At 70.9% G+C, this 26164-nt stretch carries 29 protein-coding genes; 13 read left to right on the top strand and 16 right to left on the bottom strand.

Features of this window, described 5'->3' with window-relative positions:
• The first annotated feature begins 80 nt into the window (after window positions 1–80).
• Window positions 81–974, top strand: coding sequence for a LysR family transcriptional regulator (locus ASE01_RS03755; protein WP_056748691.1), 894 nt, complete (start codon window positions 81–83; stop codon window positions 972–974).
• Here ASE01_RS03755 and ASE01_RS03750 read toward each other — a convergent pair.
• Entirely contained in the window at window positions 967–1470 is a 504-nt protein-coding gene (locus ASE01_RS03750) for an acyl-CoA thioesterase (protein ID WP_056748690.1), read from the bottom strand. The two genes, ASE01_RS03755 and ASE01_RS03750, sit on opposite strands and share 8 nt — an antisense overlap.
• Window positions 1471–1493: 23 nt before the next feature.
• Between ASE01_RS03750 and ASE01_RS03745 the strand changes: the two genes are divergently transcribed.
• Window positions 1494–2681 carry an LCP family protein gene (locus ASE01_RS03745; RefSeq protein WP_056748689.1) on the top strand — a complete coding sequence of 396 codons (1188 nt, stop codon included), beginning with the start codon at window positions 1494–1496 and terminating at the stop codon, window positions 2679–2681.
• A gap of 30 nt (window positions 2682–2711) precedes the next feature.
• Window positions 2712–3575: a crotonase/enoyl-CoA hydratase family protein gene (locus ASE01_RS03740; RefSeq protein ID WP_056748688.1), complete on the top strand. Its 864-nt coding sequence runs from the start codon at window positions 2712–2714 to the stop codon at window positions 3573–3575.
• Window positions 3576–3598: 23 nt separating this feature from the next.
• On the opposite strand, the gene ASE01_RS23820 is transcribed toward ASE01_RS03740, so the two are convergent.
• The 6 genes from ASE01_RS23820 to ASE01_RS03715 all read right to left on the bottom strand — a co-directional run bounded on the left by ASE01_RS23820 (window position 3599) and on the right by ASE01_RS03715 (window position 8597).
• Complete coding sequence (locus ASE01_RS23820; protein ID WP_082605795.1) at window positions 3599–3742, bottom strand: DUF1059 domain-containing protein; 144 nt, start codon at window positions 3740–3742, stop codon at window positions 3599–3601.
• Between the two features lie 134 nt (window positions 3743–3876).
• Entirely contained in the window at window positions 3877–4449 is a 573-nt protein-coding gene (locus ASE01_RS03735; RefSeq protein ID WP_157537072.1) for an LPXTG cell wall anchor domain-containing protein, read from the bottom strand.
• Window positions 4450–4536: 87 nt separating this feature from the next.
• Complete coding sequence (locus tag ASE01_RS03730; RefSeq protein WP_082605794.1) at window positions 4537–5331, bottom strand: sortase domain-bontaining protein; 795 nt, start codon at window positions 5329–5331, stop codon at window positions 4537–4539.
• Between the two features lie 54 nt (window positions 5332–5385).
• Entirely contained in the window at window positions 5386–5976 is a 591-nt protein-coding gene (locus ASE01_RS03725) for an LPXTG cell wall anchor domain-containing protein (RefSeq protein ID WP_082605793.1), read from the bottom strand.
• A 173-nt stretch (window positions 5977–6149) separates the two neighbouring features.
• Window positions 6150–7349 (bottom strand): hypothetical protein, encoded by a 1200-nt coding sequence (locus ASE01_RS03720; RefSeq protein ID WP_157537071.1) that lies wholly within the window; start codon window positions 7347–7349, stop codon window positions 6150–6152.
• Window positions 7350–7442: 93 nt separating this feature from the next.
• Window positions 7443–8597: an acyl-CoA dehydrogenase family protein gene (locus ASE01_RS03715; protein ID WP_157537074.1), complete on the bottom strand. Its 1155-nt coding sequence runs from the start codon at window positions 8595–8597 to the stop codon at window positions 7443–7445.
• 110 nt (window positions 8598–8707) lie between these two features.
• Here ASE01_RS03715 and ASE01_RS03710 point away from each other — a divergent pair, with 110 nt between their 5' ends.
• Window positions 8708–9415 carry a TetR/AcrR family transcriptional regulator gene (locus ASE01_RS03710; protein ID WP_056748683.1) on the top strand — a complete coding sequence of 236 codons (708 nt, stop codon included), beginning with the start codon at window positions 8708–8710 and terminating at the stop codon, window positions 9413–9415.
• Window positions 9412–9837: a CoA-binding protein gene (locus ASE01_RS03705; RefSeq protein WP_056748682.1), complete on the top strand. Its 426-nt coding sequence runs from the start codon at window positions 9412–9414 to the stop codon at window positions 9835–9837. Before ASE01_RS03710 ends, ASE01_RS03705 begins: the two co-directional genes overlap by 4 nt.
• On the opposite strand, the gene ASE01_RS03700 is transcribed toward ASE01_RS03705, so the two are convergent.
• From ASE01_RS03700 to ASE01_RS03670, 7 genes are all read right to left on the bottom strand, one after another.
• Complete coding sequence (locus tag ASE01_RS03700; RefSeq protein ID WP_082605791.1) at window positions 9794–10972, bottom strand: heparan-alpha-glucosaminide N-acetyltransferase domain-containing protein; 1179 nt, start codon at window positions 10970–10972, stop codon at window positions 9794–9796. The two genes, ASE01_RS03705 and ASE01_RS03700, sit on opposite strands and share 44 nt — an antisense overlap.
• On the bottom strand, window positions 10969–11460 hold the full coding sequence (purE, locus tag ASE01_RS03695) for a 5-(carboxyamino)imidazole ribonucleotide mutase (RefSeq protein ID WP_056748680.1): 492 nt from the start codon (window positions 11458–11460) through the stop codon (window positions 10969–10971). The genes ASE01_RS03700 and purE overlap by 4 nt, the downstream gene beginning before the upstream one ends.
• Window positions 11461–11494: 34 nt before the next feature.
• On the bottom strand, window positions 11495–12691 hold the full coding sequence (locus tag ASE01_RS03690) for a 5-(carboxyamino)imidazole ribonucleotide synthase (protein ID WP_268788648.1): 1197 nt from the start codon (window positions 12689–12691) through the stop codon (window positions 11495–11497).
• A 61-nt stretch (window positions 12692–12752) separates the two neighbouring features.
• On the bottom strand, window positions 12753–13079 hold the full coding sequence (locus ASE01_RS03685; protein WP_056748679.1) for a winged helix-turn-helix domain-containing protein: 327 nt from the start codon (window positions 13077–13079) through the stop codon (window positions 12753–12755).
• Between the two features lie 104 nt (window positions 13080–13183).
• Entirely contained in the window at window positions 13184–14149 is a 966-nt protein-coding gene (locus ASE01_RS03680) for an adenylate/guanylate cyclase domain-containing protein (RefSeq protein ID WP_082605790.1), read from the bottom strand.
• The gene (locus ASE01_RS03675) at window positions 14142–14663 is read right to left on the bottom strand and encodes a PH domain-containing protein (RefSeq protein ID WP_056748678.1); all 522 of its coding nucleotides are present in this window, start codon (window positions 14661–14663) and stop codon (window positions 14142–14144) included. The genes ASE01_RS03680 and ASE01_RS03675 overlap by 8 nt, the downstream gene beginning before the upstream one ends.
• A gap of 21 nt (window positions 14664–14684) precedes the next feature.
• Window positions 14685–15509 (bottom strand): biotin--[acetyl-CoA-carboxylase] ligase, encoded by an 825-nt coding sequence (locus tag ASE01_RS03670; protein WP_082605789.1) that lies wholly within the window; start codon window positions 15507–15509, stop codon window positions 14685–14687.
• A 69-nt stretch (window positions 15510–15578) separates the two neighbouring features.
• On the opposite strand from ASE01_RS03670, the gene ASE01_RS03665 reads away from it, so the two are divergent.
• The 3 genes from ASE01_RS03665 to ASE01_RS03655 all read left to right on the top strand — a co-directional run bounded on the left by ASE01_RS03665 (window position 15579) and on the right by ASE01_RS03655 (window position 17903).
• Entirely contained in the window at window positions 15579–17183 is a 1605-nt protein-coding gene (locus tag ASE01_RS03665; RefSeq protein WP_056748677.1) for an acyl-CoA carboxylase subunit beta, read from the top strand.
• A 29-nt stretch (window positions 17184–17212) separates the two neighbouring features.
• A complete protein-coding gene (locus ASE01_RS03660) occupies window positions 17213–17461 on the top strand; it encodes an acyl-CoA carboxylase subunit epsilon (RefSeq protein ID WP_056748676.1) in 249 nt (82 codons plus the stop codon).
• Window positions 17462–17546: 85 nt separating this feature from the next.
• Window positions 17547–17903: a DUF4345 family protein gene (locus tag ASE01_RS03655; RefSeq protein ID WP_056748675.1), complete on the top strand. Its 357-nt coding sequence runs from the start codon at window positions 17547–17549 to the stop codon at window positions 17901–17903.
• Window positions 17904–17933: 30 nt separating this feature from the next.
• On the opposite strand, the gene ASE01_RS03650 is transcribed toward ASE01_RS03655, so the two are convergent.
• Window positions 17934–19049: an epoxide hydrolase family protein gene (locus ASE01_RS03650; protein WP_056748674.1), complete on the bottom strand. Its 1116-nt coding sequence runs from the start codon at window positions 19047–19049 to the stop codon at window positions 17934–17936.
• Between the two features lie 104 nt (window positions 19050–19153).
• Here ASE01_RS03650 and ASE01_RS03645 point away from each other — a divergent pair, with 104 nt between their 5' ends.
• The 5 genes from ASE01_RS03645 to ASE01_RS03625 are packed head-to-tail and all read left to right on the top strand — an operon-like array spanning window position 19154 to window position 24869.
• Window positions 19154–20125 (top strand): helix-turn-helix transcriptional regulator, encoded by a 972-nt coding sequence (locus ASE01_RS03645; RefSeq protein WP_056748673.1) that lies wholly within the window; start codon window positions 19154–19156, stop codon window positions 20123–20125.
• A 10-nt stretch (window positions 20126–20135) separates the two neighbouring features.
• Window positions 20136–21806 carry a DUF885 domain-containing protein gene (locus ASE01_RS03640; RefSeq protein WP_056748721.1) on the top strand — a complete coding sequence of 557 codons (1671 nt, stop codon included), beginning with the start codon at window positions 20136–20138 and terminating at the stop codon, window positions 21804–21806.
• A gap of 10 nt (window positions 21807–21816) precedes the next feature.
• Window positions 21817–22905, top strand: coding sequence for a DNA glycosylase AlkZ-like family protein (locus tag ASE01_RS03635; protein ID WP_056748672.1), 1089 nt, complete (start codon window positions 21817–21819; stop codon window positions 22903–22905).
• Between the two features lie 9 nt (window positions 22906–22914).
• Window positions 22915–23514 carry a Maf family protein gene (locus ASE01_RS03630; protein WP_056748671.1) on the top strand — a complete coding sequence of 200 codons (600 nt, stop codon included), beginning with the start codon at window positions 22915–22917 and terminating at the stop codon, window positions 23512–23514.
• Window positions 23502–24869, top strand: a complete 1368-nt coding sequence (locus ASE01_RS03625) for a hypothetical protein (RefSeq protein WP_056748670.1) — start codon at window positions 23502–23504, stop codon at window positions 24867–24869. The genes ASE01_RS03630 and ASE01_RS03625 overlap by 13 nt, the downstream gene beginning before the upstream one ends.
• On the opposite strand, the gene ASE01_RS03620 is transcribed toward ASE01_RS03625, so the two are convergent.
• The gene (locus tag ASE01_RS03620; RefSeq protein ID WP_056748669.1) at window positions 24835–26040 is read right to left on the bottom strand and encodes an acyl-CoA dehydrogenase family protein; all 1206 of its coding nucleotides are present in this window, start codon (window positions 26038–26040) and stop codon (window positions 24835–24837) included. The two genes, ASE01_RS03625 and ASE01_RS03620, sit on opposite strands and share 35 nt — an antisense overlap.
• Window positions 26041–26164 lie beyond the last annotated feature (124 nt).

The raw sequence follows: 26164 nt of genomic DNA, 5'->3' as shown, positions 1-26164 counted from the left end.
ATCGTCGCGCGCCGACGACTCATCGGTCCAATAGTTCCTGTCAGCCGGATCAATCGACGGCATCGATCTATTGTGGTCGGGTGATCGACCTTCGCCGCCTCGAAGCCCTCGTCGCCGTCCACCGCACCGGGTCCGTGTCGGGCGCCGCGGCGCTGCTCCACTACGGACAGCCGACCATCTCCCACCACCTGCGACGGCTCGAGGCCGAGACGGGCAGCGTCCTGCTCCAGCGGGCGGGGCGGGGCATCCGGCTCACCCCCGACGGTGAGCGGCTGGCCCGGCGCGGCGAGGAGGTCCTGGGACTCATGGCCCGCGCCGAGGCCGAGCTGGCCGCAGCGACCAGCCTCCAGGCGGGCCGGGTGCGCCTGGCCGCCTTCCCCTCCGGTGCCGCGACGCTGGTCCCTGCGGCCCTCTCGCTGCTCGCCGGCCGCCACCCCGGCATCGAGCTGGAGCTCACCGAGGCGGAGCCACCGGAGGCGCACGAGATGCTGCGCGCCGGGACCGTGGACCTGGCGCTCACGTTCGCCTATCCCGACCAGGCCGAGCCGGAACAGATCTCCTCCACGCCGTTGCTGGACGACCCGCTCCACCTGGTCGAGCCCGTGGCGGACGGCCCGGGCCGGGACCGGGGTGGTGCGGTCGACCTGGCTGCCTACGCGACGCGTTCCTGGGTCACGGGCTGCGAGCGCTGTCGCCGCGAGCTCCTTGCCCTGTGCGAGGAAGCGGGCTTCGCCCCGGCGATCGCCTTCGCCAGCGACGACTACGTCGCCGTGCAGTCCCTGGTCGCAGCAGGCCTCGGTGTGACCGTGCTGCCGGGGCTGGCACTGCGCGCCCACCAGCACCCCGACGTCCTCGCCCGAGCGCTGACCGCGCACCGGAGGATCCAGCTGTCGACGTACGGCGCCCCACCACGGCCCGCCACGGTCGACGCCGTGGCGGCCGCCCTGACCGAGGTGGCAGCCGGGCTCAGATGAGCCGGGCGGCCTCGATCTCCTGACGCTTCGCCAGGCGGTGCGCCCGGCGGATCTCGGCCTCCCGCATGCGGCGGAGGTCGTCCTCGCTCTCGGCGTCGAGCGTCGGCACAGGTCGCGCAGCGCCGGCACCGTCGATCGCGACGAAGACGAAGTAGGCGGACCCGACGTGACGCCACTCGGTCGTGGCGTCCCACGGCTGGGTCTCGATCCGCACGCCGATCTCCATCGACGAGGACCCGACCCAGTTGATCTGCCCGGAGGTCCGCACGATGTCACCGACCCGCACCGGCTCGAGGAACGCCATCTCGTCCAGCGCAGCCGTCACGGAGGGCCCGCCGCTGTGCCGCTGCGCCACGACACCGGCCGTCGAATCGGCGAGCTTGACGATCTCGCCGCCATGGATGTTGCCCAGCAGGTTGGCCTGCGCACGGGACGTGACGCTCGCCAGCTCGATGCGCGAGTACGACGGCGTGCGTGCCGCGACGATTTCACTCACGGGCTGACGGTAGCGTCCCTGTCATGGCTGGGCGTGGGAACAACGGCGGGGACGCCGGCAACGGAGGTCCGGGGGACGACCCGGAGTTCGACTGGATCTACGGGTCGTCGGGTGATCCCGAGCCGACCCGACGGATTCCCGTCCAGCCGCGCCCGGGGGTCTCGCCCCCGCGCCAGCCCGACCACCTGCCGCCCCCGCAGCAGTACGGCGCCACACCGGAGCCCTACGGCAAGCAGCCCCCACCCACCTGGGCTCCCCGGCGCAACCCCTGGTCGCGCCCGCGCACCTGGATCCGCCTGGTGCTGGCCCTGCTGCTCGTGTGGATCGCCTTCATCGTGGCCGTCCCGATCTTCACCTGGACCAAGGTGGACAAGGTCGACTACGAGCCCGAGGGCGATCGGCCCGCGGACCAGCCAGGGACGACCTACCTCCTGGTCGGCAGCGACTCGCGAGCCGGCCTGAGCGCGGAGGAGCGCAAGAAGCTCCACACCGGTGACGCCGAGAGCGAGCTCACCGACACGATCATGCTGCTGCACACCGGCGACGGACCCACCACGCTGATCTCGGTGCCCCGCGACTCGCCGCTGAAGATCCCCGGCCACGGCGTCGGAAAGGTCAACTCCGCGTTCGCCAAGGGCGGCACTCCCCTGCTGGTGCAGACCCTGGAGCAGGCCACCGGCATCCGGATCGACGGCTACGTCGAGATCGGCTTCGGCGGTCTGGTCGGCGTCGTCGACGCCGTCGGCGGCATCGAGCTCTGCCCCGAGAAGCGGATCCGCGACCGCGACTCGGGCCTGAACATCAAGAAGGGCTGCCAGAGGGTCGACGGGATCACCGCACTGGCCTACTCGCGTGCCCGCAAGCACAGCCCGATCTCGGACCTCGCCCGCGTGCAGCAGCAGCGCGAGGTGGTGGCGGCCGTCGGCTCGAAGGTCCTCTCGGCGTGGTCGGTGCTCAATCCCGTCCGCTACTGGAAGCTCAACGCCGCCGTGCCCGACTTCTTCCGCTTCGGCGAGGGCATGGGTCCCGTCGACGCAGGCCAGTGGGCACTGGCGATGACCGACACCGGCAAGTCCTGCACGGTCCCGCTCGCCGGCGCCGACGCGACCTGGGCCCGGAAGCGGGCCGCGCAGCTCTTCGACACCGTCATCGAGGACCGCACCGATGACATCACGACCGCACTCTGCACGCCCAGCGGTCTCGCCGAGTAGCGGCGAGCCCTCCCACCCGAAGGAACCACCGTGTACGAAACCCTCACGTGGGAGGTCGACGCCGACGGCGTCGCCACCCTCACCCTGCACCGTCCCGACGCGCTCAACGCGTTCGACCTGACCATGGCCCGCGAGCTGCAACAGGTGTTCCTCACCGACGCTCGCGACGACGCCGTGCGTGCCGTGGTGGTCACCGGTTCGGGCCGGGCGTTCTGCGCGGGGATGGACCTCAGCGCCGAGGGCAACGTCTTCGGGCTCGACGAGTCACTGTCCCCCACGCCGGAGGAGTTCCGGGCCGCCTACGACCAGGAGCCCTACGACACCGGGATCCGCGACACCGGCGGCAAGGTGACCCTGGCGATCCACGCACTGCCGAAGCCGGTGATCGCGGCGATCAACGGCCCGGCCGTCGGCATCGGCGCGACCATGACCCTGGCGATGGACATCCGGCTCGCTTCCGAGAAGGCACGCATCGGCTTCGTCTTCGGCCGGCTCGGCATCGTGCCGGAGGCGTGCTCCAGCTGGTTCCTGCCCCGCATCGTGGGCATCCAGCAGGCGCTCGAGTGGGTCTACTCGGCCGAGATCCTCACCGCCGAGCAGGCGCTCGCGGGACGACTGGTCCGCAGCGTCCATGCTCCCGAGGACCTGCTGCCGGCCGCCCAGGAGCTGGCGCGCTCCTTCGTCGTCGACCGTTCGCCGGTGGCGCTCGGGCTGGCCAAGCAGATGCTGTACCGCAACGGCGCAGCGGCCGATCCCCTCGAGGCGCACCTGAGCGACTCGCTGGCGATGTACTGGACCTCGCTCGCGGACGGCAAGGAAGGCGTCGCCGCCTTCCTGGACAAGCGCGCTCCCCGGTTCACCGGGAAGGCCTCCGAGCTCCCGCCGATCCGCTGATCAGCGGGCGGTGTGACCTCTGGTCACATCGCCATCATCAGGATCTCGTCGCGCGAGTACTCCCGTCCGGGGTGCTCGGCGGCGAGGTGCTCCTGCACCTTCTCGACCAGCTCGTCGTCGTTCTCACCACGAAGGGTGACGGCACAGGGGCAGCGGAGCGAGGGCATGAGGACCTCCGGTGGTTCGGGACGGGGTACGGATCCGAGCCTAGGCCGTTGCGGTACGGAGCGCGGGGACGGGCCGAAATCACAACCGGCCGCCCCTGTCGGGACGGCCGGTTGCGGATGTTTCTCGAGCGATGTCAGGCGGTTGTGACCTCGCGACGACGGCCGAAGCCGACACCACCGGCACCGGCGGCCAGCAGGCCCGTGCCCAGGAGCAGCCACATGACGTTGGGGCCACCGGTGTTCGGCAGGCCACCGTTGTCGTTGTCGTCCTCGTCACCCGGGCCGCCGCCGAGGCGGATGCGGAACGCGGTGGTGTCGTCGGACGGCAGGAACAGACCGCTGTTGTCGGGCGTCAGCGCGGCGCTCGCGATGTAGCGACCCCGCGGCAGGACCGGACCGGTCACCCGGACTGCGTCGTCGACGAAGTGGACGGTGGTGGTGAACAGCGGCGCCGCAGCAACGGCGCGCGCTCCACGGGCCGTGCTCGACGCAGCAGAGATCTGGACCTCGATGTCACCCTCGGGCGGCGTCGGGTAGTTGGCGCTCGCGCTGACATCCAGGAGGACGGGCTTGCCCGGCTCCGCACGAACGACCTCGATCTGGGTCTGCGTGGGGATCAGCGGCGTGTACGGCTCGGCTACTGCCGTTCCGGCAGGCACTGCTACCAACGCAGCGGACAGCGCTCCGAGCGCGATCAGCTTCCTCAACACAACATCCTCCTAGAGCCTCTCCCCATGCGACGACCCGGCTCGTCATTAAGTGACGGGAAGCGCTTTCGCGATGATCCTAGTGGGTCATTGCCCATTCGTGGGAGTTGTCTCGACCAAGTGTCCGAAAAGGACCGATCGATTGTCGGTGTGGAAGATCTCCGAACACGTCAGCAAGGTGATGATGTGGTCGTTCGGCTGGCCGTCGATGTCGGCAGGCGGCTGGGTGCCTCCCTCGCGCGGATTGACCGGCGACTTGTCGAGGACCCACGTCTGCGTGAACGGGATGATCAGGTCCTCACCGCCGGTGTCGAGCACGTAGGTGTAGGTCGCCGCGCGGGTCTCGACGAGGATCTCGTCGCCCGGCTCGAGGTCAGGGAGGTCGGCGAAGGGCTCACCGTGGGTGACCCGGTGACCGGCGAGGACGTAGTTGCCCTCACCACCGGCCTCGGTGTCCTGCATGTGACCGACACCTGCCGCCAGGACCTCGTCGGAGGATCCCTCCAGGACCGGCACGACGTAGTCGTCACCGAAGCGGGGGATGCGCAGGATGGCGCTCGCGTTGCCGAAGTCGGTGCGTACGACGTCGTTGCCGTCGGCCCAGCCGTCGAGCAGGGCGCGACGTACGTCGCCCTGACGCCGCTCGGACTGCCAGTTGGTGCCCCAGAACTGCCAGGCGACCCAGGCCAGGATGGCCAGGCCGGCCGCGATCAGGCCGAGACCGGTCCAGAAGGAGAGCCGGCGCCGGGTCGACACGGAGGCCTTGGCGTCGTCGGCGACGGGGCGCGTGCGGCGACGGCGTTGGCGCGAACCGTCGGTCGTCGCGTCGGTGCCGTCGTTCCCGGTGGCCTCGTCGACGACGGGCTCATCGGTGTGTGACATGGGTGTCCCTCCCTCTGCCGGTCCCCGTCCCGGGGCCGGCGCCACCATCCAACGCTACGCGATCCTCCGCGTCACGCGATTGCGCCGACTCTCCGCCAGAACGCCACCGCCGCCGGCCAGGAGGGCCAGCCCGATGAGGAGCAGCGAGAGGTGCGGACCGCCGGTGTTGGGGAGGTTGCCGTTGTCGTCGGGCTCCTCGTCGACCGAGCCGCCGCCACCGACCCGGAAGTTGGCCGCGTTGCGGCAACCGATGAACTCGCCGCTGTCCGGCGTGAACTCCATGGTCACGCGATAGCGACCGCGGGGGAGCTTCGGTCCGACGACCTCGATGGGGGAACCCTCGTAGCGCACGGTCCTGGTCCACACGACGCCCTTGGCCGCGAGACGCGACGTGCGGGCAGCGCGGGCCGAGCCGACCGTCGAGATCGCGAGGTCCACCGAACCGACCTCGGGCAGGTTGCTGTTGGAGGAGACCTCGATCTCCAACACGACGCGCTTGCCGACCTTGACCGTCGGGGCGGCGACGTTGCAGCTCGTGGGCACCTCAGGCGCGTAGCTGTCGTCGGCCTGCGCGGGCGTGCCCCCGAGTCCGACCGGCGCCATCGCCACAGCGGCGGCGAACACCGATACCAAAAGTCGACGCATGCTGACCTCATCCCCCCGGATTGGCGGACATCTCTGATGGAGACGCGCCTCCGAGTGGCGTGCCCTACAGACTCAACAGCCTCACTGGTCGTGAGTTATGCCACGGGAGGGACATTTCGCGAACCGAATTCGGGTTGCGGTCCGCGGGCAGCCCGCTGAGGCCGCCCGCCTTGCTAGCGGTTCGTCTCCCGGGCGACTCGCGCACTCAACGCAGCCACGACCTGATCGGCCGCGGCCGAGATCTCGAGGCGCACCGCCGCTTCAGGCACGCCGTCGCCCGCCATCCAGGTCCCGTCGCGCAGCAGGACGACCGACAGGCACTTCTTGGTGCGGCGCAGCCGGACGCCGTACTCACCGAACCATTCGAGGTGAGCAGGCAGGTGGTACTCGACCGAGAGCTCGACGGGCAGACCGTCGAGCCACTTGTCGATGCCCGCTTCGCCCGAGCCGATCCGGTCGAACAGCTCGAGCTCGATGAGCTCGGAGAAGTAGGTGCCGTCGACGTCCGGGACCAGCCAGGCCGAGAGCTCGACACCGAAGCCCATGGACAGCTCGATCCCGGGTGTCTTGTCCTCGACGTGGGATCCGTACGGCGCCAGCACGATCGCAGGTGTCTCGACAGCGGCCTCCCCCGCATGTCCCCGGTCGGCGGACGACTCCGGATGGATCTCGCCGAGGTCCGGGTCGAGCCCGATCACGACCTCTCCGTGCGGCGATCCGGTCCTCGGGACGAACTGGACGCTCCGCCTGGCCCAGCGCAGCGTCTTCGCACTCGCCCTGAAGTTGACCAGGGCGTTGTAGGCGAGCGCCGGCGCCGACCGTGCAATCAGCTCATCGGTTCTCCGGTCACGCACTTCGACCTGCGCCCGGCCGCGTCCGTCGTCATCGACCCGGAACACGACCCGTGCGGCCATCGACCGGTCAGGGCTGGACTTCCAGGGTGAGGCCCAGGAGAACTCCAGATCCTGGGCGAGCACCCGATCCCGCACCCGCTCGATCGCCTCCAGCGACCAGCCGCGGTGCGGCGCCAGCTCGACGACAGCGTGGTGGATCAGGTCGAGGACGAGGAGCGCGCGGTCGTGTGCAGAGAGCTCGGCGACGGCCTCGGGGACGAAAACGGCGCCGGACGTCCAGCCTGTGCGGTCATCGTCCGTGTCGACCTGGAGCTCGACCCGATCGTCGTCGTGCAGGTGGGAGGAGAACTGCAAGCTCCCCCAGGGACCTTCCAGACGCTCGTCCCCCAACGCCTCGGCATAGGCCCCCGACACCCGGCACGCCGACTTCACCAGCGCATCGGTCGCAGGATCGTCGGTCCATGGCTGGTCCTCCCGTCCGGACGAGGGCCAGAAGTCGATCCAGCTGAACACTGCCAACGCGAACCCTCCTCGAGCGGTACCAGCGCGATCGACCGCGCCGTCGCGCGTCAGCGTGGCACAGGAGTACCCAGCGGGAGCTGCGCCGTCAGCTCAGAGCTCGCTCTGGACTCCTGCCAGGAGCTGGCGAGCCATCACGATGCGCTGCACCTGGTTGGTGCCCTCGTAGATCTGGGTGATCTTGGCGTCGCGCATCATCCGCTCGACCGGGTAGTCGCGGGTGTAGCCGTAGCCGCCGAGGACCTGGACGGCGTTCGTGGTGACCTCCATCGCGACGTCGGAGGCGAAGCACTTGGCTGCGGCACCGAAGAAGGTGAGGTCGGCGTCGCCGCGCTCGGAGCGTCCGGCGGCGGCGTACGTCAGCTGCCGGGCTGCCTCGATCTTCATGCCCATCTCGGCGAGCATGAACTGGAGGCCCTGGAACTCGGCGATCGACTTGCCGAACTGCTGGCGCTCCTTGGCGTAGCCGAGCGCGTAGTCGAGCGCACCCTGGGCGACACCGACGGCCTGCGCGGCGATGGTGACGCGGGTGTGGTCGAGGGTCTTCATGGCGTACTCGAAGCCCTTGCCCTCCTCGCCGATGATCCGGTCGCCGGGGATGCGGACGTTGTCGAGGTAGACCTCGCGGGTGGGCGAGCCCTTGATGCCGAGCTTCTTCTCCGGCGCACCGAAGGAGACGCCCTCGTCGGACTTCTCCACGACGAAGGCGGAGATGCCGCGGGTGCGGGCGTCGGGGTCGGTCATCGCCAGCACGGTGTAGAACTCCGACTCCCCTGCGTTGGAGATCCAGCGCTTGGTTCCGTTGAGCACCCAGTCGTCACCGTCGCGCACGGCGCGGGTCTTCTGGTTGCCGGCGTCCGAGCCGGCGTCGGGCTCGGAGAGGCAGTAGGAGAAGCCGCCGTCACCGGAGGCGAGGCGACTGAGGTAGTTCTTCTTCAGCTGCTCGCTGCCGCCGATCATCAGGGGCAGCGAACCCAGCTTGTTGACCGCGGGGATCAGCGAGGCGGACACGTCGGCCCGGGCGACCTCCTCGATCACGATGACCGTCGCGAGGGCGTCGGCGCCGGCGCCGCCGTACTCCTCGGGGACGTGCGGGGCGTGGAAGTCGGAGGCGAGGAGCGCGTCGTGGGCCTCCTGCGGATAGCGGGCCTGCTCGTCGACGTCCGCAGCGAACGGGGCGACCTTCGCGTCGCAGACCGCGCGCACGGCCTCGCGGATCGCCTGGTGCTCCTCGGAGAGGGCGTACATGGGGTGATCGCTCACGGGACTGCTCCTGGTGTCGCGGGTGACGAGCTCGACTCGACTGACACTCAGTATCATAACTGTGAGACTCCGTTCCGTCGAGTTAGCCTGAGCACGTGGCCACCACTACTCGCGACCGTCTCGTCGCCGCCGCCTTCGAGCTCTTCGCGCAACGGGGGTACGACGCCACGACGGTCGACGAGATCGCGACCCTCGCCGGGACCGGACGCAGCACCTTCTTCCGCCACTTCCGGGGCAAGGAGGACGTGGTCCTCCCCGACCACGAGGCCCTGCTCGGCCGCGTCGCCGGTCGCCTCGCCACCGGGACCGCCAGCGGCATGCAGATCGCGCTCCGCGAGGCCGCCGGCATCGTCCTCGAGCAGTACCTCGACGAGGGCGGCACCGCCCGGGCGCGCTATCGCCTCGCCAGCACCGTTCCCGCCATCCGCGACCGGGAGATCGCGAGTGTCCAGCGCTACGTGCGGCTGTTCGCCCAGCACATCCACCGGTGGCTCGCCCCCGAGAGCGACGGACCGTTGCGCGCCGAGCTGGTCGCGGCCTCCGTGGTCATCGCCCACAACCACGTGCTCAGGCAGTGGCTGCGCGGCGAGGTCGACGGCGCGGACCAGACCCGCACGCTGCTCGACCAGTCGCTCTCGCTCGGGCTGTCCCTGCTGCGCAGCCAGGCGTCGTCGGCGGCCTCGACGATCGTCATCACCGGCGCCCACCCCGACGTCGACCAGGTCCTGCGTCAGGTGCGGGAGGCGCTCACTCCCCCGGCGTCGGGGAAGATCCCGGACGCTCCGGGCATTGAGACGTCATGAGCACCGACCACCTCGAACCGGCTGCGATCGACCTCATGCTCGACGACTGCACCACCTGGGCCGTCGTGGGCCTGTCCGGTGACCCCGGCCGCACCGCGTTCGAGATCGCCCGACTCCTGCAGTCCCGCGGCAAGCGGGTCGTCCCGATCCACCCGCGCTTCGCCACCGATGACGACACGGTCCTCGGCGAGAAGGGCTACGCGACCCTGGCCGAGGTCCCCTTCGCCGTGGACGTCGTCGACGTGTTCCGGCGGTCCTCGGAGGCCGGTCGGTTCGCCGACGAGGCAGTGGCGATCGGCGCGCGGGGCGTGTGGTTCCAGCTGGGCGTGGTCGACAGTGCCGCGTTCGAGCGCACGGTCGCGGCCGGCGTGCCGATGGTCATGGACACGTGCCCGGCGATCGAGTGGCGCCGGCGCGGCTGAGCCGACGCCCCGGCCAGCCCACGGCCCACTCCAGCGGGCCACGCCATCCCCCGAGCGAGAACACCGCACCGAGCCCCAGGACCACGGCGAGATGCCAACCGAAGCTGTCCGGCTGCTCGTCGGGCCACACCGTCGAGGTCCGCATCAGCACGTGCAGCGTGTAGAGCGTCAACGGAATCGTGCCGGCTCCGGCGAGCAGCACCAGCACCCTGCGTCCGGGCCGAGGGAGGATCGCTGCGGCGCCGAGCGCCAGGCCGAGGACCACCATCGCGCTGCCGATCGTCTGGACCAGGTCGAAGGGCGTCGCCGAGTGCGGCGAGACCACCAGCAGCCACTGCCATGCGCCGCCCGTCGGCGTCGCGCCGTGCTGGCTGTCGGCGAGGATCACGAGCAGCTCGTCGTGGGTGGTCACCCGGAACGGAATCAGCGCGCTCCTCACCTCCAGGAGCGAGGTGAGCAGGCGTGAGATCGCCGTCGCGATCACGGCCAGCAGGAGGCCGGCGCCGACCAGGCGGTACGGGACCCGCGCGCCGCGCAGGTCGATGCGTCCCAGGGCCATCCCGGCCAAGAGGTAGGCGAGCCACGGAAGGGCCGGGTAGAAGCCGGTCAGCAGCAGGTCCGCCAGGAGCGGACCCGGCTCCGTGAGGTGCGCGAGCTCGGGGCTCTCGAACCGGCGCTCGGGCAGCTCCGGGCGCACCAGGTGGGACAGCACGGGCACCACCAGGATCCACCCCGCCGCCAGGATCGCCAGCGCGGTCGCCTGCAGCCGCAGGAACGGCAGGACGAGCAGGAAGAGCACGCCGTAGTAGGCCAGGATGATGGCCAGCCCGGTGTCGAGCATGCCGAGCAGGAGGCCGATCGCAGCGACCAGCACCGCGCGCGCCGCGAGCCCCGTCGTCGTACGACGCAGGGCGCGGCCGCGCAGCGGCTCGGACCCACCGCTGACGAGCGCGATGCTCACCCCCGCCAGGACGGCGAAGAGCGCCGAGGCCCGTCCCCCGGCGATCTCCTGGACGACCGTGAGCTCACCGGCGCTGTTGCGTCCGTCGAGGACGTGGGTGGCGATCATCCCGACCAGCGCGATCGTGCGGGCGAGGTCGACACCCACCAGACGTCCCGCGCCCACAGGGCTCATGACTGGCCCCGGACCACCGCACCCTTCGCGTGGGCCGCCGCCTTGAGCTCGGCCTGGAAGGCAGTCATCCGCTCCTGCAGGTCGGGGTCCGTCGCTGCGAGGATGCGGACGGCGAGCAGGCCAGCGTTGCGCGCGCCGCCGATCGCCACCGTCGCGACCGGCACACCGGCGGGCATCTGCACGATGGACAGCAGGGAGTCCATGCCGTCGAGGTACTTCAGCGGCACCGGGACCCCGATGACGGGGAGGGGCGTCACGGCCGCCAGCATCCCGGGCAGGTGGGCGGCACCACCGGCGCCGGCGATGATGACCGACAGGCCACGGCCCGCGGCGTCCTTGCCGTAGGCGAGCATCTCCTCGGGCATCCGGTGCGCGGAGACCACGTCCGCCTCGAACTCGATGTCGAACTCCGCCAGCGCCTCGGCGGCGAGTTGCATCACCGGCCAGTCGGAGTCGGAGCCCATCACGATGCCCACACGTGCAGTCATGGGCGCGAGCCTATTGTCTGGCCCGCCGCGGACGTCACTCGCTCTCGTTGCCGAGATCGCCGCGGAACCAGGCCGCCGCGTGACGCCCCCGCTCCAGGCAGTCCTCGAGGTCGTCCCCGAAGACGTTGACGTGACCGACCTTGCGGCCCGGCCGCAGGTCCTTGCCGTACAGGTGGACCCGGAGGCCGGGGTCGCGGGCCAGCGCGTGCGGGTAGCCGTCGTACAAGCGCCCGACGGAGCTGTCCTCGCCGCCGAGGATGTTGACCATCACCGTCCATCGGGCGCGGGGCTCGGGCGATCCGAGCGGCAGGTCGAGCGCCGCGCGCAGGTGGTTCTCGAACTGGCTGGTGACCGCGCCGTCCTGGGTCCAGTGACCGGTGTTGTGCGGCCTCATCGCGAGCTCGTTGACCAGCACCCGGGTCGACCCGTCGGCGGCGACCGCCTCGAAGAGCTCGACCGCCAGGATGCCGGTCACGCCGAGCTCCCCGGCGATGCGCAGCGCGAGCTGCTGGGCCGAGGTCGCGAGCGCCGGGTCGAGGTCGGGTGCCGGTGCGATGACCTCGCGGCAGACGCCGTCGACCTGGAGCGAGGCGACGACCGGGTACGCCGCGGCCTGACCGCTGGGCGAGCGGGCGACCAGCGCCGAGAGCTCGCGGCGGAACTCGATCAGCTCCTCGGCCAGGATCCGGACGCCGGCCTGTTCGGCGACGGCGAGCGCCTCGGCGGCGTCCTGGGCCGTCCGGACGAACCAGACGCCCTTGCCGTCGTACCCGCCACGACTGGTCTTGAGCACGCACGGGAGGCCGAACTTCTCGGCCTCCGCGACCGACGACACCACGGCCCACCGGGGCTGGGGAGCGCCGAGGCGGGTCATCGCCTCGCGCATCACGATCTTGTCCTGCGCGTGCACCAGCGCCTCGGGGCCGGGATGGGCGATCACGCCGTCCGAAGCGAGCGCGCGCAGGTGCTCGGTCGGCACGTGCTCGTGGTCGAAGGTCACGACGGTGCAGCCCTCGGTCACCGAGCGGAGTGCGGCGAGGTCGCGGTGGTCGCCGACCTGCTGGTCCACGATGACCTGGGCGGCGGAGACCCCCTCGGCCTCGGCGAGCAGGCGCAGCGGCACACCGAGCGCGATCGCCGGCTGGGCCATCATCCGCGCGAGCTGGCCGCCACCGATGACAGCGATGCGTGGCGCCCGCTCCGGGCTGGCGGTGGGATCGGTCAGGGGCACGGCCGAACCCTACGCAACGCGGCGGATCCTGAGGAAACCAGCCGAGCGACCCGGACCGTGACTACGCGGAGCCGGTCAGGTCGGCGGGGAGACCGGGCTCGAAGCGGAGGCCCTGGCCGCGGATCGTCGTGATCAGGTGCGGCTGCCGGGTGTCGTCCCCGAGCTTGCGGCGCACCCAGCCGAGGTGGACGTCGATGGTCTTCGACGACGTCCAGAAGGTGACCCCCCAGACCTCGCGCATGAGCTCCTCGCGGGTCACGACCGAGCCGGCCCGGGAGATCAGGGCGTGGACGAGGTCGAATTCCTTGCGCGACAGGACGACCTCGCGGTCCCCCCGCCATGCGCGTCGGGTCGAGGGATCGACCCGTACGTCCTGCACCTCGATCACGAGAGCAAAGGTAAATACCGCATTGCCGTGTCCGAGGGGAAACGCTGAGAATTTTGCCTACCCCGGCCCCTCGGATCCGAGGGGCGGCGGACGGGTCGGGCAGGTCAGGCGCGTCGTACGGCGACCGGCTCGACGACCCCGAAGCCGCGGACCGGCCGCGGCGGGAGCGGACGGGACTCGATCTGGTCGGCCGGGAGGAGGTCCGCGGTCGCGTGGTCGACGATGATCCGGTTGCGTCGCGCCACCTGGGTGAGGCGGGCGGCGAGGTTGACCGGCGGCCCGAAGACGTCACCGAGCCGGAGGACGACACCACCGGTCGCCAGGCCCACCCGGACGTCGGGCATCCGCGGGTCCCGGCCGATGACGTTGATGATCCCCTCGGCGGTCGCGAAGGCAGCCATGGGGTCGTCGTTCACGAACAGGACCGCGTCACCCATGCTCTTGATGAGCCGGCCCTGCTCGCGGGCGATCACGTCGCCGCAGCGGCCCTCGAAGATGTCGACCAGCTCGCCGATGCGTTCGCGGGTGACCTCGTTGGACAGTGCGGTGAAGCCGACGATGTCGGCGAAACCGACGCTGAGGTCGGTGATGTTCGGGTCGGCGTCGATGGCCCGCATCGACTGCATCCGCACGACGGCGGCCTCCAGGTGACGGCGCCAGGCGTAGATCAGGAGCTCCTCGAAGCGCCCGCCGAACCGGTCGAGCACCCACGCGGTGGCGTCCTCGTCCCTGCCCCCGCCCTGCTCGATGAAGACCTCGTCAACGCGATGGACGAGCTCGCCGACCTCCCAGTCGGCGAGCCGGGCCATCGTGAGCCCGACGCCGCGGGCGACGTTGAGCGCGACGTCGTAGTTGATGACGCCCTGGTTGAGCAGGTCGCCCATCAGCTGCAGGGCGCCCACGTCGGACTGGGTGTAGGCGCGCTCGTCACCGTGCTCGGGGAAGCCGAGGGTGCGCCACAGCCGTCGCGCCTTCTCGAGCGGTAGACCCGCACGTTCGGCGACGTCGGCGGCAGTGAGCTGTGGCTCCTCGGCGGCGAGGGGGGTCAGCTCGGAATCGCTGTCAGACACCTTCGTCGCGGCGCACGCCGGGGCCCTGGTGGAGCTCGTGCAGCAGCTCGTTGAGCTGGCGCTGCGCAGCCTCGACGTGGGGGATGTCGTTGAGCCGGACCAGACCGTGGGTCGAGGCGTCGGCGATGAGCAGGCTCCCGCACCCGAAGGGGCGGTCGATCAGGTTGATCTCGATGGAGATGTCGCTGACCCGCGCGAGCGGGATGTCGTGTCCGCGGCGGGTGATGATGCCGTAGCGGGTGATCAGGCGCCGGTCGGTGAACGCGTGCACCGTGGTGAGCCACACGAAGAACGGCCGCACCGAGAACCAGAGGATCCCCAGGATCGCCACCACCCACACGATGTAGCCCAGGACCTGCTGGATGCCGGAGTCCTCGAGCGTGACCTGTGCGGCCACGGCGACGGCGAGCAGCACGACCAGCACCAGGATCGGAAGGAACAGTGCCTTCGGGTGCTGGCGGGTGCTGATGATCAGTCGCTCGCCCGGGTTGAGCAGCTTCTTGGAGATGGCCACGGGTGGATCATCCCACGTGCGTCAGTCGGTCGGGCGCACATGGACCACGTCGCCGGCGCCGACCCGCTCCTGGCCGTTCGCGGTCTCGACCACCAGGCGGCCGTCGGCGTCGACGTCGACCGCTCGCCCGGTCAGCTCGCCGCCGCCCGGCAGGTCGACCCGGACCTCGCGGCCCAGGGTCGCGCAGTGGGAGCGGTACGACGTCGCGAGGCGCGCCGTACCGAGCTCTCCGCCGGCCTGCCAGATGTCGTAGCCCTCACGGATCGCGCTGACGGCCTCGATCAGGACCTCGTGACGGTCCGGTGCCCCCGGCGCCGAGATCGCGAGACTGGTCGCCGTCGGCACGGGCAGCTCCTCGGCGGTCGTCGCCACGTTGATGCCCACGCCGACGATGGCCGCCGGGCCGTCGGGGGTGTCCACCCGCTCGACGAGGATCCCGGCCACCTTGAGGTCGCCGTCGAGAAGCACGTCGTTGGGCCACTTCACCCGGGCGTCGTACCCACGCGAGGTGAGGCTCTTGGCGACGTTGTGGCCGACCAGGAGTGGCAGCCAGGGCCAGGACGCCGCAGGGACGCTCGGCCGCAGGACCAGCGAGAAGGTCACCGCCGTGCCGGGAGGCGTCGACCACACCCGGTCGAGACGACCGCGCCCCGCCTGCTGGTGGTCGGCGACGACGACCAGCCCTTCGGCCGCTCCCGCGCGGGCGCGCTCCGCGGCGACCTCGTTGGTCGACGGCGCTGCAGGGAGGAGCTCGAGGGTGAGGCCGGGCGTCAGCGCGAAGGCACCGTCGATCCGATCACGGTCGAGGGGTCCACGGTCCGGGTGCTGGGGCGAGCCGAGAGTCACGGGCACTACCCTGTCGCAGCAGGCGCCTCATGGAAACCCCGGGGGCGTCGAAGAACCAGGAGGCCCACGTTGACCGCCCAGCCGCAGCCGGCAGACATCGACATCCACACCACGGCAGGAAAGCTCGCCGACCTGGAGCGTCGTACCGACGAGGCAGTGCATGCCCCCGCCGCCAAGGCGCAGGAGAAGCAGCACGCCAAGGGCCGCAAGACGGCCCGTGAGCGCATCGCGATGCTCTTCGACGAGGGTTCCTTCGTCGAGCTCGACGAGTACGCCCGGCACCGCTCGACCGCCTTCGGTCTCGAGAAGACCCGCCCCTACGGCGACGGCGTCATCACTGGCTACGGCACCGTCGACGGCCGCCAGGTCTGCGTGTTCTCCCAGGACTTCACCGTCTTCGGTGGCTCCCTGGGCGAGGTCTACGGCGAGAAGATCACCAAGGTCATGGACCTGGCGATGAAGGCCGGGTGCCCGATCATCGGCATCAACGAGGGCGCCGGCGCCCGCATCCAGGAGGGTGTGGTCTCCCTCGGCCTCTACGGCGAGATCTTCCGTCGCAACGTGCACGCCTCCGGCGTGATCCCCCAGATCAGCATGATCATGGGCAACTGCGCCGGCGGCCACGTCTACTCCCCCGCGGTCACCGACTTCAACATCATGGTCGACGGCACCTCGGCGATGTTCATCACCGGACCCGACGTCATCAAGACGGTCACCGGCGAGGACGTCTCGATGGAGGAGCTGGGCGGCGCCCGCACGCACAACACCAAGTCCGGCAACGCGCACTACATGGCCTCCGACGAGGAGGACGCCTTCGAGTACGTCAAGGCGCTGCTGTCGTTCCTGCCGCAGAACAACCTGGACGAGGCCCCGTCCTTCGACGAGGTGTCCGACCTGGTGCCGTCCGAGGAGGACCTCGCCCTCGACACGCTGATCCCGGACAGCCCGAACCAGCCGTACGACATGCACGACGTCATCACGACCATCCTCGACGACCAGGACTTCCTCGAGGTCCAGGCACTGTTCGCGCCGAACATCATCGTCGGCTACGGCCGGATCGAGGGTCGTCCCGTCGGCGTCGTGGCCAACCAGCCGATGCAGTTCGCCGGCTGCCTCGACATCGACGCGTCCGAGAAGGCCGCGCGCTTCATCCGCACCTGCGACGCGTTCAACATCCCGGTGCTGACCTTCGTCGACGTGCCCGGCTTCCTGCCCGGCACCGACCAGGAGTGGAACGGCATCATCCGCCGTGGGGCCAAGCTGATCTACGCCTACGCCGAGGCCACCGTCCCGCTGGTCACCGTCATCACCCGCAAGGCCTACGGCGGCGCGTACGACGTCATGGGGTCCAAGCACCTCGGTGCCGACATCAACCTGTCGTGGCCGACCGGTCAGATCGCGGTCATGGGCGCCCAGGGTGCGGCGAACATCATCCACCGCAAGGAGCTCGCCGCGGTCGAGTCGGCCGGCGGCGACGTCGAGGCCCGACGCGCCGAGCTGATCGACGAGTACGAGACCACCCTGGCCAACCCGTTCATCGCGGCCGAGCGTGGCTACATCGACGGCGTGATCATGCCGCACGAGACCCGCGCCGAGGTCGTCAAGGCACTGCGTCTGCTCCGCACCAAGCGCGAGACGCTGCCGCCGAAGAAGCACGGGAACATTCCGCTCTAGCCGACTCGCGTCGAAACCAGAGGACTGAGATGACGAACGAGATCGACACCGAGCCGGTGGTCGAGGCAGCCCCGCTGCTCCGGATCATCACGCCGGACACCACCCCTGAGGAGGTCGCCGCGATCGTCGCGGTGCTCTCCGCCCTGGGTGGAGAGACACCGGCGGAGGAGCCGGTCCCGTCGGAGTGGGCCTCGCCGGCCCGCGCCGTGCGTACCTATCCCGGGCGGCCCGCGGCCCATGGCCGTGGCGCCTGGCGCTCCAGCAGCCTGCCGCGCTGAACGACACCCGGATGATCTGACTGATCGGCGGCGATGACCTCGGAGGTCATCGCCGCCGATCGTCGTTGTCGGGGAGCATGAACGGATGAACCCCCTCATCGCGATCGGCGCCGCGTCGTACGCCGGCCTCGGACTCGCCTCGTTCCTCAAGCCCGGTCTGGTGCCGGCCGTGATCGGCAGCACCGCACCGGACGCAGACTCGCGGACCGAGATCCGGGCCGTGTACGGCGGCCTCCCGCTCGCCTTCGCGGCGACGTTGGCCGCGAGTCCCTCCTCGGGCACGAGCATCGGACTGGCGACCCTCGGCATGGCTGCGGGACGCGCGGCATCCGCGCTCTTCGAGGGTGCCCCGAGCCCGAAGATGGGTGGTTTCATCGTGCTCGAGACGCTGGTCGGCGGTGCACTGCTGGTGGGCGCACGCCGCAGTGCCCGGGCGACCTGAGGCCGACCGGGCACTGACGACGGGTGCGGGTCAGGCGAAGAACGCCCGAAGGTCGCCCACCACGTCCTGCGGGACCTCCATCGCGGCGAAGTGCCCGCCGCTCGGGAACCGCGACCAGTGCTGGATGTTCGCGTTGTCGCGCTCGGCGAGCGAGCGGATGGTCTGGAAGTCGTCCTTGAAGACCGCCACACCGATCCGGCCCTGGCTGACCACCTGCTCGGCACCGGAGTGCTGCTCCTCGTAGTGGTAGCGCGCCGCAGAGCCATAGGTGTTGGTCAGCCAGTAGAGCGTCGCCTGGGCGAGGACCTGCTCCGGCGTCACCAGGCTGGTGCCGTTGCCGAAGCTCTCGAACAGCTCGCTGTAGGCGAGCACCGCGACCGGGGAGTCGGCCAGGCCGGCGGCGACCGTCTGCGGCCGGGTGCCGTTCATCGAGTTGTAGCCGCCGACCGACTGGAACCACTGCATGTGCTCGAGCGCGGCGTACTCCTCGGGGCCGAAGCCCTCGAACTCCGACGGGTCGCCGGACGGGAACGAGAACAGGTGCAGGACGTGGGCGCCGAGGAAGCCCTCGGGGTTCAGCACGGCCAGCTCGCGGCCGACCATCGCGCCGCCGTCGCTGCCGTGGACGCCGTACGCGTCGTAGCCCAGGCGCCGCATCAACACGTCGTACGCCGCCGCGACCCTCTTCATCGTCCAGCCGGTGTCGACCACCGGGGTGGACCAGCCGAACCCGGGCATCGACGGCACGACGACGTGGAACGCGTCCTCGGCCCTCCCGCCGTGGGCGACCGGGTCGACCAGCGGGCCGATCATGTCGAGGAAGTCGATGATCGAGCCGGGGTAGGTGTGCGCGAGCAGGAGCGGCGTCGCGCCCTCGACCTCGGAGCGGACGTGAAGGAAGTGGATCCGCTGACCGTCGATCTCGGTGACGTGGCCGGCGTGCTCGTTGATCCGCGCCTCGGTGGCACGCCAGTCGTAGGACTTCCACTGCTCGACCATGTCGCGCAGGTAGGACTCCGGCGTGCCGTACTCCCAGGAGTCGCCGGGAACGGCCGGGGCGAAGCGGGTGCGCTCGAGCCGGGCCTGCAGGTCGTCGAGGTCGGCCTGGGGAACGTCGATCTTGAAGGGGGTGATCTGCGCGGTCATCGTCGTGCCTCTCGGTTGTGGTGGGCCTTGGTGGGGTGGCCCTTCCTCTTGAAACCGACGTTATGAGGCAATCCGGAACCCTTCGTTCCTGTTAGATCACCGATGTGAAGAAGACTTCAGGACGGGTCCTGGAACTCCTCGGGCTGCTCCAGACGCGCGCCGAATGGACTGCCCCCGAGCTCGCCGCGCGCCTGGGCGTGACCGACCGGACCGTGCGCAACGACATGGGTCGGTTGCGCGAGCTCGGCTATCCGATCGAGGCCGAACGCGGTCGCGCCGGCCACTACCGGCTGGGAACCGGCGCGAAGCTGCCGCCCCTGCTGCTCGACGACGAGGAAGCCGTGGCCGTCGCCGTCGGGCTGCGCACGGTGACCGGCGTCGCGGGGTTCGAGGACAGCGGCGGCAGGGCCCTGATCAAGCTCGAGCACGTTCTCCCCGACCGGCTGCGGCGGCACATCGCGAGCCTGCGCGACGCCACCGAGGCCGGGCCGGCCAACACCGACTCCAACGTCGAGGACCCGGCGGTCGACCCCGGGGTCCTCACCGAGATCGCCGCCGCGATCCGAGACCGCCGCGGGCTCCGGGCCTTCCTGCGCCACGACGAGGTCGACGAGCGGGTCGAGTTCGAGCCCTATCGACTGGTGGCGTGGCAACGGCGCTGGTTCGTGGTCGGCCGCGATGCCGCGACCGACACCTGGGCGCCGTACCGCGTGGACTGGCTGACCCTGCGCCTTCCCGGCGGCCGCTCCTTCACCCCGTCCGCTCCCCCGGGCGAGCTGACCGAGCTCGTGGTCCGGGAGGTCGCCCGGACCGGCTGGGCGGTGCACGCCCGGCTGGTGATCGACGCACCCGCCGAGGAGGTGCTGGCCCGGATCAATCCCGCGGTCGGTGTCGTCGAGACGCGCTCCGAGGGTCGGTGCGTGCTGGTGACCGGTGGCGACAGCCTGGAGGTCGTCGCCGTGTGGATCGGGATGCTCGGGCTCGACTTCACGGTCGAGTCGCCCCCCGCGCTGGTCGACCACCTGCGGGTGCTGGCGGAGCGATACTCCCGTGCCCTTGTCGGCGAGGAGACCTAGGGTGGCGGCCATGACGCGACTCGTGGACGTGCGCAGCGAACAGCTCGTCGAGGACCTGGCGGCCCTCGACCCCCTCACCGCCACCTTCGCCGGGATCCCCGGCCACGACGACGCCCTGCCCGACCTCTCGCCCAACGGGTTCGCGGCCCGCGAGGAGCTGCACCGGGTCGCCCTCGGCGAGGTGGCCGGACTCGCCGTCGCCGACGAGCGCGAGCAGGTCGCCAAGGACGCCTTCCTCGAGCGCGTCGGCCTCACCGTCGAACGCACCGAGGCCGGCGTCGAGCGCAGCGAGTTCTCCGTGATCAGCAGCGCGATCCACGCGATCCGCGAGGTCTTCGACCTGATGCCGACCGAGACACCGGAGCACTGGGACGCGATCGGCTCCCGGCTCTCCGCGATCCCGACCGCCCTCGACGGCTACCGCACGACGCTCCTCGAGGAGGCCGCCGCTGGTCGGATCTCCGCCCGTCGTCAGTACGCCGAGGTGGCCGCCCAGGTGCGCGGCTGGACCGGCCAGGAGGGTGCGGCCGGCGACTACTTCGAGCGGGCGGTCGCCGATGCCCCCGACGCGCTGGGCGACCGGCTCCGCGCAGCCGCCGGGCAGGCGTCTGCGGCGTACGCCGACTTCGGCCGCTTCATCGAGACCGACCTCCAGCCCCGCGGTCGCGAGGTCGACGGGGTCGGTCGCGAGACCTACGCCCTCGCGTCGCGCTACTTCCTCGGTGCGAGCGTCGACCTCGAGGAGACCTACCAGTGGGGTTGGGAGGAGCTCAAGCGGATCGAGGACGACATGGCTGCGACCGCGCGCCGCATCGTCCCCGGCGGGTCCGTCGCCGACGCGGTGGCCGCCCTCGACGCCGACCCGGCCCGCGACTGCGGCAGCCGCGACGCCTTCCAGGCCTGGATGCAGGAGAAGTCCGACTCGGTCCTCGCCGCCTTCGACGGAGTGCACTTCGACATCGCCGACCCGCTGCGGACCCTGCAGTGCAAGGTGGCCCCGATCAACGACGGCGGCGCGTGGTACTCCCCTCCCTCGGAGGACTTCTCCCGTCCCGGGACGATGTGGTTCTCCTTCACCGACGACCACGAGAAGTACTCCACGTGGCGTGAGACGACCACCGTCTTCCACGAGGGCGTGCCCGGTCACCACCTCCAGTGCGCCCAGGCCGTCCACCAGGCGGGCCTGCTCAACCGCTGGCAGCGACTGCTCTGCTGGGTGAGTGGTCACGGCGAGGGATGGGCGCTCTACGCCGAGCGCCTGATGGACGAGCTCGGCCACCTCGACGACCCCGGCGACCGGCTCGGGTTCCTCGACATGCAGGGCTTCCGCGCGGCCCGGGTCATCGTCGACATCGGTGTGCACCTGGGCCTCACCATCCCGGCCGACAACCCCTTCGGCTGGCGCCCCGGCGAGGTCTGGGACGCCGACCGGGTCTTCGAGTTCATGCGCGCGCACTCGCGGATGGACGACGGCTCGCTGCGCTTCGAGGTCAACCGCTACCTCGGCTGGCCGGGCCAGGCGCCGTCGTACAAGGTCGGCGAGCGGATCTGGCTCGACGCCCGCGCCGACGCGCAGGCACGGCACGGCAGCGCCTTCGACCTGAAGGCGTTCCACACGGCCGCGCTCGACCTCGGCTCACTGGGGCTCGACCCGCTGAAGGCGGCCCTCGGGCGCCTCTGAGGACACCACCGTGCTCACCCTCGATCGCCAGCAGGCTCGCCAGATCGCCGTACGAGCCCAGCTGCTCGATGCCTGGCACCCGGAATCGCTGGTGGCGATGGTCGATCACCTCACCCTGCTCCAGATCGACCCGACGACGGCGATCATCCGCAGCCCCGACCTGGTGGCGTGGTCACGCCTGGGCGAGGCCTACGACCCCTCCGACCTGGTGTTCGCGCTCGAGACCGAGCGCTCCCTGACCGAGCACGTCACCTTCATCCGGACCATGGACGACATCGGCATCCACCTCTCGGTCGCCGACGAGTGGGTGCACCCGAGCACCCGCGCCTGGATCGAGGCCAACGCCCGCTATCGCCGCCGGGTGCTCGACCACCTGCGCGAGGAAGGTCCTGTCGTCGCTGCGGCGCTGCCCAACGACCCCGAGGTCCCCTACGAATCGACCGGGTGGAACGACGACAAGAACGCCAACCGGATGCTCGAGGCACTGTGCCTCACCGGCGAGGTCGCGATCGCGGGCCGGGAGGGCCGCAGCCGGCGGTGGGACCTCGCCGAGCGCGTCCACCCGGCCGACCTGTTCCGACCCCCACCTGCCGAAGCCCGTCGACTGCGCGACCAGCGACGCCTCGCCTCGCTCGGCATCAGTCGCGCGAAGCCCCTGCGCTCCCCCGGTGAGCCGTCGCCGATCGGCGACCTCGGCGAGCAGGTGCAGGTCGACGGCGTGTCCGGCACCTGGCAGGTGGACCCGGACGCGCTGGTCGCGTCCGAGGAGCCCTTCGAGGGCCGCTGCACCTTCCTCTCCCCCTTCGACCGCCTGGTGTACGACCGCGACCGGGCCCTGGACCTGTTCGACTTCGAGTACGTCCTGGAGATGTACAAGCCGGCCGCGAAGCGGCGCTGGGGCTACTTCGCCCTGCCGATCGTGTACGCCGACCGCCTGGTCGGGAAGCTCGACGCGAAGGCCGACCGCAAGGCCGGCGTCCTGCGCGTCCACGCGATCCACGAGGACCATCCCTGGGAGCCCGAGATCGGCGACGCCGTCGACGCCCGGATCGATGCGCTCGCCGGATGGCTCGGGCTGGAGCGCGAACGCCCTCGTTAGGGTGAGGTCGTGCCGAACCTCGTCCTCGCCTCTGCCTCCCCCGCCCGTCTGGCGACCCTGCGGAGCGCCGGGTTCGCGCCGCAGGTGATCGTGTCCGGCGTCGACGAGTCCCAGGTCAGTGGCATCCCCCCGGCCGAGCTGGCGCTGCGCCTGGCCGAGCTGAAGTGCGCTGCCGTCGCGGACGGCTCTGCCCTGCCGGAACAGGCGCTGGTCCTCGGGTGCGACTCGGTCCTCGAGCTCGACGGCGAGGCCCTCGGCAAGCCGGACGACGCCGAGGACGCGGTCCGGCGGTGGCAGGCGATGCGCGGCCGGTCCGGCGTGCTGCACACCGGCCACTGCCTGCGTGATGTCGCGAAGGGACAGCAAGCGGCGGCCACTGCCTCGACCACCGTCCACTTCGCCGACGTGAGCGACGAGGAGATCGCCGCCTACGTCGCGACCGGCGAGCCCCTCCATGTCGCCGGGGCCTTCACGGTGGACGGTCTGGGTGGCGGTTTCGTGACCGGCATCGAGGGCGACCACCACAACGTGGTCGGGGTGAGCCTGCCCCTGCTGCGCGGGCTCGTCGGCGAGCTCGGGCACCGGTGGACCGACCTGTGGGCCCGCTGACCCGCCCGCTGCCCCGCCCGCTGCTCGGCTGCTTCGCGGCGTTCCTCGCCGCAACCGTCCTGCCGGTGTCCTCCGTGGCTGCCCGCACGGACGAGGACCCTGGACCGGCCCTCGCCGGCACACCCGTCGTCGGAGCGAGCGATCCGGAGGAGGCGCCGCCGCTGAGGACCGGTCGCTACCTCGACCGACTCCCCGCCGACGGCCCGCTGCACTACCGGTTGCCCCGCACCGAGGACGGCACCACCTTCCACGTCGCCGCGTTGTTCGTGGGGGCGGGCGACTCGGTGGGCGAAGGGCTCCGCCTCGAGATCGGTACGACGCCCGGCAGTCAGGGGTGCGGCAGCAGCGGGGTGTTCCGGCCGACCCCGGGCGAGCCGGCGCCGCTGCTCTTCACCGCCGTCTCGACGTGGACCGACGTGACCGATCACGAGTGCGCCGTCGCCGAGGACCTGCATCTCGCGCTGGGCGTCCCGGGAGACAGGGCCGACGTCGGCCGCGAGGTCGAGCTCCTCGTCTTCGAGGAACCTCCGCTGTCGCAGTACTCCTTCGACCTGTTGCCCGAGCCGGACCTGCCCACCTGGACCCCGGTGGAGCCGGCCACCCCTGCCCGCCGGATCCCTGCCGGGACCACGCCGACCAATGCTCCCGTCGTCGGCGACGGCACCTACACCGTGACGCTGCGACCGGGCCGCACGGCAGTCCTGGCGGTCCCTCTCAACTGGGACCAGTCGCTGCAGGCCCAGCTCGACACGCGACTGCCCGACGGCGCTCCGCACCCCGACGGCATCGCCGTCGAGATCGTCGGTCCGATGCTCGGCACGAGCCAGGTGGCCTTCGGCGCCCGCGCGCCGGACGACTGGACGGTCCGTCCGCGAGCCGGCGCCCGGTTGCGGACCGGCGCACAGTCCCATGTGGTGTCCTACCCGAACCGCGACTCCTACGACGCGACGATCAACACCGAGTCACTCGCCGGCATCCACTACGTGCTGGTGCGCTGGGGCGGCACGAACGAGATCGAGGGAGGCACCGCCGCCGAGGACCTCGCGGTTCGCGCGAGACTCACCCTCGCCACGACGGGCGCCGCGGCGCAGGGAATCCCGGACTACACACCGATCGAGTCGATGATCGGTCCCCAGGCGGGCTCCCGACTGGTCGACGGCACGCTGCAGGCCGCGCCCGAGGTCGGGCCGGAGGACCGGCCCGACGACCGCGACGACGACAGCGGGTTCGACCGCCGGGACGTGGCCGCCGTGGTGGGCGTCGCCGTGGTCTGCCTGATCGGGTTCGCGGTGGCGCGGCGACGCCGGGCCCGACAGGGGCCTACTCGACGGGCAGGCCGAGCCCGCGGGCGATGAGCATCCGCTGGATCTCCGAGGTGCCCTCGCCGATCTCCAGGATCTTCGCGTCGCGGTAGAAACGCGCGACGGCGTACTCCTCCATGAAGCCGTAGCCGCCGAAGACCTGGGTGGCGATGCGGGTGGCGGTGACCGCCGACTCGCTGGAGTAGAGCTTGGCGACCGAGGCAGCCTGCTTGAACTCCTTCATGCTCGGTCCGCCCCCGCCGAGCATGGCGTCCTTCATCGCGGCGGCGCGGTGGGTGAGCAGCCGCGACGCGTGCAGCATCACCTCGAGGTCGGCGATCTGGAAGGCCACCCCCTGCTTGCGTCCGATCGGCCCGCCCATGGTCTGGCGGTCCAGGGAGTACTCGACGCAGAGGTCGACGCAGGCCTGGAGGAGGCCGACCGCCAGCGCGGCGATGGCCACCCGGCCGTCGTCGAGCGTGGCGAGGAACTGGGCATAGCCGCGGCCGCGCTCCCCGAGGAGGTTCTCCGCGGGGACCCTGCAGTCGGTGAAGGACAGCGGATGGGTGTCGGAGATGTGCCACCCGAGCTTGTCGTAGCCCGGCTCGGCGACGAAGCCCGGAGTGCCGGCCGGCACCATGATCGCGGAGATCTCGGGCTTGCCCGAGTCCGAGATGCCCGTGCGCGCGGTGACGCTCACGACGGAGGTGATCGAGGAGCCGGAGTTGGTGATGAACTGCTTGCCGCCGTTGATGGTCCACTCGCCCGAGGACGGGTCCTGCTCGGCGCGGGTCTTCGTCGCGCCGGCGTCCGAGCCGGCGCCCGGCTCGGTGAGGCCGAACCCGGCCAGGCGCTGGCCCGCGACGAGGTCGGGCAGCCACGTCTTCTTCTGCTCGTCCGAGCCGAAGGTGAGGATCGGGTTGATCCCGAGGCCGACGCCGGCCTCGAGCGTGACGCCCATCGACTGGTCCACGCGGCCCAGCTCCTCGATCGCGATGCAGAGCGAGGTGAAGGGACCGTCGGCCGGGTCGATGCCGGCGCCGCCGTACTCCTCAGGGGCCGTCAGGCCGAAGAGGCCGAGGTCGCCCATCTTCTGGACCACGTCGGTCGGGAAGTGGTGTGACTTGTCCCACTCGGCGACGTGCGGACGGATGGTGGCTTCGGCGAAGTCCCGGACGGTCCGGCGGAACTCCTCGTGCTCGCGGGACAGCTCGAACTGGCTCATGGGGTCCATCGTAGGCGAGAAGGTTAACGATTGCTAACCGAGTTGGCGGGTGGGCAGCCGAACCGGGTGTTACTGACCGGTTCGCGGGACGCGGTCCGGGGACGGGTCCCGGGTGGTCCTAGAC

The organism is Nocardioides sp. Root190, from assembly GCF_001428565.1.
Classification (GTDB): Bacteria; Actinomycetota; Actinomycetes; order Propionibacteriales; family Nocardioidaceae; genus Nocardioides.
The sequence above is the reverse complement of the archived record's forward strand: the minus strand, read 5'-3'. Positions and strand labels throughout refer to the sequence as shown.

Bases quoted from the DNA above. Each gene is read 5' to 3' on its own strand.
- ASE01_RS03745 (WP_056748689.1), top strand. From the start codon at position 1,494: ATGGCTGGGCGTGGGAACAACGGCGGGGACGCCGGCAACGGAGGTCCG.
- ASE01_RS23820 (WP_082605795.1), bottom strand. From the start codon at position 3,742: ATGCCCTCGCTCCGCTGCCCCTGTGCCGTCACCCTTCGTGGTGAGAAC.
- ASE01_RS03730 (WP_082605794.1), bottom strand. From the start codon at position 5,331: ATGTCACACACCGATGAGCCCGTCGTCGACGAGGCCACCGGGAACGAC.
- ASE01_RS03725 (WP_082605793.1), bottom strand. From the start codon at position 5,976: ATGCGTCGACTTTTGGTATCGGTGTTCGCCGCCGCTGTGGCGATGGCG.
- ASE01_RS03715 (WP_157537074.1), bottom strand. From the start codon at position 8,597: ATGTACGCCCTCTCCGAGGAGCACCAGGCGATCCGCGAGGCCGTGCGC.
- ASE01_RS03705 (WP_056748682.1), top strand. From the start codon at position 9,412: ATGAGCACCGACCACCTCGAACCGGCTGCGATCGACCTCATGCTCGAC.
- ASE01_RS03700 (WP_082605791.1), bottom strand. From the start codon at position 10,972: ATGAGCCCTGTGGGCGCGGGACGTCTGGTGGGTGTCGACCTCGCCCGC.
- purE (WP_056748680.1), bottom strand. From the start codon at position 11,460: ATGACTGCACGTGTGGGCATCGTGATGGGCTCCGACTCCGACTGGCCG.
- ASE01_RS03660 (WP_056748676.1), top strand. From the start codon at position 17,213: ATGACGAACGAGATCGACACCGAGCCGGTGGTCGAGGCAGCCCCGCTG.
- ASE01_RS03655 (WP_056748675.1), top strand. From the start codon at position 17,547: ATGAACCCCCTCATCGCGATCGGCGCCGCGTCGTACGCCGGCCTCGGA.
- ASE01_RS03650 (WP_056748674.1), bottom strand. From the start codon at position 19,049: ATGACCGCGCAGATCACCCCCTTCAAGATCGACGTTCCCCAGGCCGAC.
- ASE01_RS03640 (WP_056748721.1), top strand. From the start codon at position 20,136: ATGACGCGACTCGTGGACGTGCGCAGCGAACAGCTCGTCGAGGACCTG.
- ASE01_RS03620 (WP_056748669.1), bottom strand. From the start codon at position 26,040: ATGAGCCAGTTCGAGCTGTCCCGCGAGCACGAGGAGTTCCGCCGGACC.